This is a genomic window from Halopseudomonas formosensis (assembly GCF_900115905.1).
GTDB classification, from domain to species: domain Bacteria; phylum Pseudomonadota; class Gammaproteobacteria; order Pseudomonadales; family Pseudomonadaceae; genus Halopseudomonas; species Halopseudomonas formosensis.
Map to the genome: position 1 here is coordinate 393,585 of NZ_FOYD01000003.1, position 7,526 is coordinate 401,110.

Here is a 7,526-nt window from a genome sequence, read left to right on the forward strand (position 1 = left end):
TTTGCCACGGGCCGTCGCCCCTCAGGGCAGCGACGCCCGGGCCTGCAGCTCGCCGACCGAGTCGGGTGAAGTCAGATGTGGCGCCAGTACCGGGGCCATGCTTTTCAGCACCTGCGCCGGCAACGCCGAGGTGAAGTGGAAGGACCCGGCATCCTCCCCCGGAACGAAGGCGGTCAGCGTGCCGAAGTGGCGGTCGCCGATAAAGAACACGAAGGTCGCGGTGCGGTTGAGTACCGAAGAGGCAACGATGGCCCCCGAGCGGGTCACGGTATGGATGCGGTTGTCACCGGTGCCGGTCTTGCCACCGACCACCAGGGGCTGGCCCTCGGCATCGGTGAACACGCCCTGCAGCCGGCGACCGGTACCATCCAGCACCACCGCCGACAGCGCACCGCGCAGCGCTGCGGCTACCGCCGGATGCAGCACCTGCTCCTGCTCAAGGGGGGCCGGCTCGAAACGGGTCTCCCAGGGCGTGCCTTCGGCAAAATGCAGACTGCCCAGCCGTCGCACGCCGATTCGCCGACCGTCGTTGAGGATGATGCCCATCAGCTCGGCCAGGGCGCTGGGCCGGTCTCCCGAGCTGCCCAGCGCCGTACCCAGCGAGGGCACCAGCTGCGGAAAGGGGTAACCGACCCGGCGCCAGCGCTCATGCAGGGCAGCGAAGGCCTCTTTTTCCAGCATGATGCGCATGCGGGTATTGCGGGCACTGACATGGCGGGTGCGGAACAACCAGCTGTAGACCTCCTGCCGCTCATCAACGCTCGCTTCCAGCACCTCGGACAGCGTGGCCTGGGGATGCTCGCGCAGATAGCCCAGCAGCCACAGTTCCAGCGGGTGCACCTTGGCAATGTAGCCCTGATCGTTGAGGTTATAGCTGCCCGGGGCATAGGTGCGGTACAGGCGCTCTATCCTCTCCGGGCTCTGCGGCACCCTGACGTGGGACTCGAGAAATTCACGGAAGGTATCGTAGTCCGCCTGCGGGTGCAGCTCCCGGTACACCACTGCCAGCCTGGCAGCGATCGGCTGGACCTGGCGCAGCAGGCGTTCAAAGCGCTGGGCTTCGTCCATACCCTGATAGCGACGCCAGAAGCGCTGCAGGAACACCCTGCCCTCGCGGTCGGCGAAGGTTTCCAGATAAGCCCGGCGTCGCGGATCGCGATCGTTGGTCAGCAGGCCGTCAGCATCCTCCACCCGCTGATGCATGCAGTAGCGGATGACATCGCGCAGCAGGCGTATGTAGGGCAGATTGATCGACTCCTGCAGCGCCTGCTGCACGGTGACGATGCGATTGTTGTCCTCCTTGCGGAAGTTGTTGAAGCGCTGCACGCCGCTGCCGGTGAAGAACTGCTCATAGGGAGAGGCGGAATATCGGCGCTGCAGGGCCGCTTCGAGCATCTGTTCCAGGGTGGCATCGGGGTTGCGGCGCAGATAATCGGCTGCCCACAGCGTCAGCGGGTCGCCACGCCGGCTGCGGGCGGCCTGGATTACGTCGGCATCGGCGCCGGCCAGTTGCTCATGCAGCTCGGCGATGATTTCCAGATAGGTGGTCAGTACCCGCAGCTTGGCGGTGGAGCCCAACTCCAGCTTGCTGCCGGAATTGAGATCGAAGGGCAGCCCGGTGGTATCGGTCTGCACCCGCACCTGATGGCCATCGGGGGTCAACTCCATCAGGGTGAAGCTGTAGCGCACCTGCGAGGCCTGCTGCGGCGACAGCAGCCGCTCACCCAGCAGCCCTGCTTCGGAGGCGACAATGTCATCGGCCAGCGCTTCGAGAAAATCGCCCACGGTGCGCTGCAGATTGGCATCCAGAGTGCTGTTGACCTGCAGATCCAGACGGTCCAGGTCATAGGCCGAACGGCCCAGCAGCGACACCAGCTGATTGCGCGCCACCCAGGCGGTCTTGTCCGCACCGCTTGGCTCCAGCAAGGGGTCTGCCTGCCAGTCCCGGTATTCCAGCCTGGTCCCCAGAGCCGCCAGGGCCAGCTGCTCATCTATGCGCTGATGACTGGCCAGCAGGCGCACATGGCTGTCGACCAGCTGCTGCAGCTCCTCCCGACCACCCAGCAGATACCAGCTGGGCCGGCGCTGGGCGATGATCAGCGACAGGGCCTGGCGCAACGCCCGGGCCTGATCGGCGAGACCGTTGTCGCCGTTGAGATTGGCGGAAAAGCGCTGCAGATCCTCGGCAAACCAGACCCACAGGGCGTCCCCTACGCCATGGACTTCGCCATGACCGGGGGCGGCAGCCAGGGGTACCGTGTTCAGGTAATCGCGCACCAGCTGCTGCCGGGCCTGCAGGGTATCCGGGCCGTGCATGTAGGCGCGCACCGTGGCCGAGGTCATCTGCCGCAGTTTGTCGATGGGCGACTGGGTGCGCCCCTCCAGCGAGTGGCGGTATTTTTCCATCTGGGTCGCCAGGGTGCTGGCTCCGTGCCCGGGCCCCTCGCCGCCCAGAGTACCCACCAGCATGGCCATGGACGCCCCCATCAGCCGCGGCCAGTCCACCGCCGGGTTGGCCCGGGGCAGGGTCTCATCCAGCAAGTATCGGTTTTCGATGAACAGCAGGGACTCCACCAGCAGCGGGGGGATTTCCTCGAACCCGGCAAAGCCCGACCGGGGGTAACCGAACTCGTAGATCACCTCACCCCGGGCATCAATGATTCGCAGGCCCGCCTGGGTTTTCTCGTCATAGGGCACATAAAGTCCACGACCTGCATATTCCATGAGTTCCGGTGAAAAGCGCATCTGCCGGGTGATCTGGAAGCCTTCGCGCTGCAATCGCGGCTGGAACTGGGGAATCAGACTGTAGCCAAGACGCTGATCGAAGGGTCCGGATTCCGGGAAGTGGATAGCATCGCTCTGGCCCTCCACGGGCTGGTAGCGCAGCTGGCTGGCATACTCGCTGATCCAGTTGGACTGGAACCAGGCATGACGGAACTCGAAGCCAGCCACACAGATCATGGTCAGCGTCAGAAAGCCCAGAATCAGCCAGATGCGTAATCTCATGATTCCCCCATGCTCAGTTCCCTTAAAGTCTAGTTGAGGATCAGCACTGCGTTAGTGCGCAACCCCCTTTATCCCGCTTTTTGCAGACGCATGGTTAGGCCTGAAACTTCGCCCACGCCGCGACAGGATGGCTTCGTAACCGGGGCTATGGGAAAATGACCGTTCGTCCCTGTGAGGTACCTGCGATGCCCGCCACTCAATTCACCCTCGACGATCTCACCTGCGAATGGCTGGAGCGGCTGGACAGCTTCCCGGCCGATGTTCGTGAGCGGGTGGCACAGACGGCAGAACGTCATCGCACCGATCTGGCGTCGCATTTCTACGGCGTGATGCTTGCGCACAAGGAAGCAGCGCAGTTCCTGTCCCACGAGGAGGTCAAGACACGGCTCAGCAGATCCATGGAAAACTGGATCACCAACCTCTACAACAGCAGCGAAGCCGCCGATATCCAGTCGGTCATCGCCCACCAGACCCGGATCGGCGAGGTCCACGCCCGCGTTTCCATCCCGGTGCATCTGGTGCTGCGTGGCGCCCGGCTGCTCAAGCAGCGGTTGATCACCTACCTGCGCGAAGAACTGCCCGAACGCCAAGCCGCCGAGGCGGCGGCCTTTGCCGCCACCCTCATCGATCTGGCGATGGAGATCATGAGCCACGCCTATACCACCTCACACGACCGCCGCTCCCGCGCCGAAGAGAGTTACCGACTGTTCGCGGTAACCCAGAACATGGCGTCGGAAAAAGAGCGCCAGCGCGCCGCTCTGCTCGACTGGGAAAATCAGCTGATGTTCGACGTGGCAATGAACACCGCGGCCCAGCATCTGCCCCGGCTGAGCGCCTCCGAGTTCGGCCTGTGGTTCCGGCACAAGGGCGCGCACGGATTCGAGGGCGCACCGGAAACGGAGCTGATTCTGGAATCCATGACCCGGATCGACGAGATGCTGCTGCCGCTGTTCGCCAACCGCCAGAGCGAGGCAAACCCGACCCACACCATGCAGCTGCTGCGAGATCTGCGCGAGCAGGCCAAGAGCATCAGCTATCACCTGGATCTGCTGTTCGAGCAGAACAACGAACTGGAATCCGGCCGCGATGTGCTGACTCGCCTGCTCAACCGCAAGTACCTCTCGGTAGTGCTGAACAAGCAGATCACCTATGCGCGCAGCACCGGTGGCAGCTTCGCCGTGCTGGCCCTGGACCTGGACCATTTCAAACAGATCAATGACAGCCATGGCCACGAAGCCGGCGATCTGGTGCTGCAGCAGGTCGCCGTGCTGATGCTCAACCGCAGCCGGGCCGGGGATTACCTGTTCCGCACGGGTGGCGAGGAGTTCCTGATGATCATGGTGGACGTCAATGACCACAGCGCCGCCAAGGCCGCCGACAACATCCGCCGCGCCATCGCTGCCGAAACCTTCCGCCTGCCCCAGGACGTTACCATGCATCTGACGGTCAGCCTCGGGCTGGCGGTGTACAACGGGCATCCCGATTACCAGCAACTGCTGCGCCGGGCCGATGATGCCCTCTACGAGGCCAAGAACAACGGCCGCAACCGGGTGGTGATAGCCCCGGAATGACTCCAGCGTGACGCCCGTGTTCACTCGCTGGAGGATATCCGTCGGGAAGTCGCCCGAAGGCGGCGCTTTCCGTTAGAATGCGCCCCTTCCTCGACGGACCGCCTTCACCCGTCGATTTCCTCTCGTTCGGTTCCATCTTGATGACTACTGCAGACACCGCCCCCCAGGGCAGCTGGCTCGGCGTTATTGCCCTGGCCCTGGCCGCATTCATCTTCAATACCACCGAGTTTGCCCCGGTGGCCCTGCTCAGCGACATCAGCGCCAGCTTCGGCATGCTGCCGGAACAGGTCGGCCTGATGCTGACCGTCTATGCCTGGCTGGTTGCCCTGACATCACTGCCGCTGATGCTGATGACGCGCAACATCGAGCGCCGCCGCCTGCTGCTGGGCGTATTTGCCCTGTTCATTGCCAGCCATCTGCTGTCCTTCCTGGCCTGGAGTTACGGCGTGCTGGTGATCAGCCGCGTGGGAATCGCCCTGGCCCACGCGGTGTTCTGGTCGATCACCGCGTCTCTGGCTGTGCGCATTGCACCGGCCGGACGCGAGGCCCAGGCCCTGGGTCTGATCGCTGCCGGCACCACCCTGGCCATGGTGCTGGGCGTTCCCCTCGGTCGGGTGATCGGCGAGATGATCGGCTGGCGCATCACCTTCCTCAGCATTGCCGTGCTGGCCCTCATGACCATGGCGGTGCTGGCCAGACTGCTGCCGCTGCTGCCCAGCCGCAACAGTGGCTCGCTGGCCAGCCTGCCTCTGCTGGTCCGCCGTCCGGCGCTGATGGTGGTCTACGCCCTGGTGGTCATCTGCGTCACCGCCCAGTTCACCGCCTACAGCTATATAGAGCCCTTCGTCCGGGACATCGCCGGCCTGGTCGGCAACCAGATCACCGGACTGCTGCTGGTATTCGGTGGCGCCGGGCTGGCCGGCGCGGTGATCTTCAGCCGCTGCAGCCCCTTTCATCCGCGCACCGTCCTGGTCGGCAGCATGTTCGCCCTGACCTTCTGCCTGCTGATGCTGCTGCCGTCCGCCGCCAACCTCTGGCTGCTGGGCGGCCTGAGCTTTATCTGGGGCGCTGCCATCCTGACCCTGACACTTGCCCTGCAGTCCCGCGTCCTGCGCATCGCCGAGGATGCGACGGATGTAGCCATGTCCCTGTTCTCCGGCCTCTATAACCTGGGAATCGGCGCCGGCGCGCTGCTCGGCAGCCAGGTCACCAGTCAGCTGGGGCTGGCCAACGTGGGCTCGGTCGGCGGCATGCTCGGCCTCGGCGGCATGCTGATCTGCCTCACCGCCCTGTGGCGGCTGCCGCCCCAGATGCCGATCCAGCAAAGCGCTCGACCCTGACATCGAACCGTCATATTCGTGTAATAAGATCGCCCCGCTGTTTCATCACAGGGGCCATGGATATGTCAGTTTTCTCCTCGCTGCGCTCGGCGCGTGTCAGCCGCCTGCTGCTGGCCGGTCTTATCATTCTGAGCGCACCGACTCAGGCAGCCGATCTGCACCTGCAGATCAATGGCTCCAACACCATAGGCGCCGAGCTCGCACCGCGGCTGGTGGAGGGCATGCTGCTCGCCAACGGCGCCAGCGATATCCGGGCAGACCTCAACCAGACCACCCGGGAACACAGGATCACCGCTGTCAGCGTTGATGGCCATAGCATTGAAGTACGCATCCACGCCCACGGCTCGGGCACCGCGTTCAAGGGATTGAAGGACGGATCGGCGCAGATAGGTGCCGCCTCCCGCCCCATCCGCCAGGCCGAAGCCAGAGACCTCGCCGCCGCCGGGGACATGCTCAGTGCCGATGCGGAACAGGTCATAGGCCTGGACGGCATCGCGGTGATAGTCCATCCGGACAACCCCATCCAGACCCTGGATCTGGATCAGATAGCCCAGGTGTTCGCCGGCCAGATCACCGACTGGCGCGAGCTGGGCGGCCTGCCCGGCCCGATCCATATCCATGCCCGCGATGGCAACTCCGGCACCTGGGAAACCTTCCGCGACATGGTACTCAGCCCGCGCCAACTCGAGCTGGCGACCAGCGCACAGCGCTACGCCTCCACCAGCGAGCTGTCCCTCTCGGTCCGGCGGAATATCGGCGCCATCGGCTTCGTCGGCCTGTCCGGTATCGCTCCTGCCAGAGCCATCGCGGTATCTTCCGGTGACTCGCAACCCATGCTGCCGACTGCGGAACTGATCACCACCGAAGACTATCCCCTCGCCCGCCGGCTGTTCATGTACATCCGCCCAAACGAAACCAACCCCCTGGCCAGGGCGCTGCTCGACTTCACCCAGAGCCACGCCGGGCAGGCCGTGGTAGATCAGGTCGGCTTTGTCGGTCAGAACATCCGTACCATCACCATCAGCCCGCAACCGGACATGCCCCAGGCCTATCAGCAACTGACCAAACGCGCCGTACGGCTGTCGGTCAACTTCCGCACGCAGGAACGCTCAGCCAGGCTCGACAACAAAGCCTGGCAGGATATGGACCGACTGGAGGAATTTCTCACCGAACGCGCCCTGACCGATGATCGCATTGTACTGGTCGGCTTCAGCGACCCGCGGATGAAGGGGGCGGAAGAGCTGCTGGCCCGGCTGCGCACCAATACCGTCCGCCGAGCCCTGCAGGAGCGCGGCATCAACGTTGCCGAGACCCTCGCCATCGGCAACGAGCTGCCGGTTGCTACCAACAGCAACCTCAGCGGCCGCCTGAAGAATCGTCGTGTCGAGGTGTGGGTGTACAACGACTAGCAAAGCGCCCATCAGGCATAGATGGGGATGTAGGCCTCTTCATAGGGTGTGGATTCGGGGAAGTGCTCGCGGATGATCGCGATCAGATCGTCGAGTTGGGCTTTTCGGCAGTAGAGCAAGCGGTCCGTATCTATCATCCGCCCCTTTCCTTCGTCAGCCATCGGATTAAAGTAGGTGAAGTCCAAACCGATGATCGCGCG

Annotated in this window: 5 protein-coding genes; 3 read left to right on the plus strand and 2 right to left on the minus strand. The window is 64.1% G+C overall.

All coding sequences use genetic code 11. The annotated features are described in order from the left end of the window. Positions 1 to 21: 21 nt before the first annotated feature. Positions 22 to 3,006 carry a transglycosylase domain-containing protein gene (locus tag BM046_RS07175; protein ID WP_090538400.1) on the minus strand — a complete coding sequence of 995 codons (2,985 nt, stop codon included), beginning with the start codon at positions 3,004 to 3,006 and terminating at the stop codon, positions 22 to 24. Positions 3,007 to 3,191: 185 nt separating this feature from the next. On the opposite strand from BM046_RS07175, the gene BM046_RS07180 reads away from it, so the two are divergent. From BM046_RS07180 to BM046_RS07190, 3 genes are all read left to right on the plus strand, one after another. Next, a complete protein-coding gene (locus BM046_RS07180) occupies positions 3,192 to 4,577 on the plus strand; it encodes a diguanylate cyclase (RefSeq protein ID WP_090538401.1) in 1,386 nt (461 codons plus the stop codon). Between the two features lie 140 nt (positions 4,578 to 4,717). Continuing rightward, positions 4,718 to 5,917, plus strand: coding sequence for a sugar transporter (locus BM046_RS07185; protein WP_090538436.1), 1,200 nt, complete (start codon positions 4,718 to 4,720; stop codon positions 5,915 to 5,917). A gap of 62 nt (positions 5,918 to 5,979) precedes the next feature. Next, entirely contained in the window at positions 5,980 to 7,326 is a 1,347-nt protein-coding gene (locus tag BM046_RS07190) for a substrate-binding domain-containing protein (protein ID WP_090538402.1), read from the plus strand. An 11-nt stretch (positions 7,327 to 7,337) separates the two neighbouring features. On the opposite strand, the gene BM046_RS16305 is transcribed toward BM046_RS07190, so the two are convergent. Beyond that, a partial coding sequence (locus tag BM046_RS16305) for a hypothetical protein (protein ID WP_218150011.1) occupies positions 7,338 to 7,526 on the minus strand: 189 nt, incomplete at its 5' end.

Bases quoted from the DNA above. Each gene is read 5' to 3' on its own strand.
- BM046_RS07175 (WP_090538400.1), bottom strand. From the start codon at position 3,006: ATGAGATTACGCATCTGGCTGATTCTGGGCTTTCTGACGCTGACCATG.
- BM046_RS07180 (WP_090538401.1), top strand. From the start codon at position 3,192: ATGCCCGCCACTCAATTCACCCTCGACGATCTCACCTGCGAATGGCTG.
- BM046_RS07190 (WP_090538402.1), top strand. From the start codon at position 5,980: ATGTCAGTTTTCTCCTCGCTGCGCTCGGCGCGTGTCAGCCGCCTGCTG.
- BM046_RS07185 (WP_090538436.1), top strand. From the start codon at position 4,718: ATGACTACTGCAGACACCGCCCCCCAGGGCAGCTGGCTCGGCGTTATT.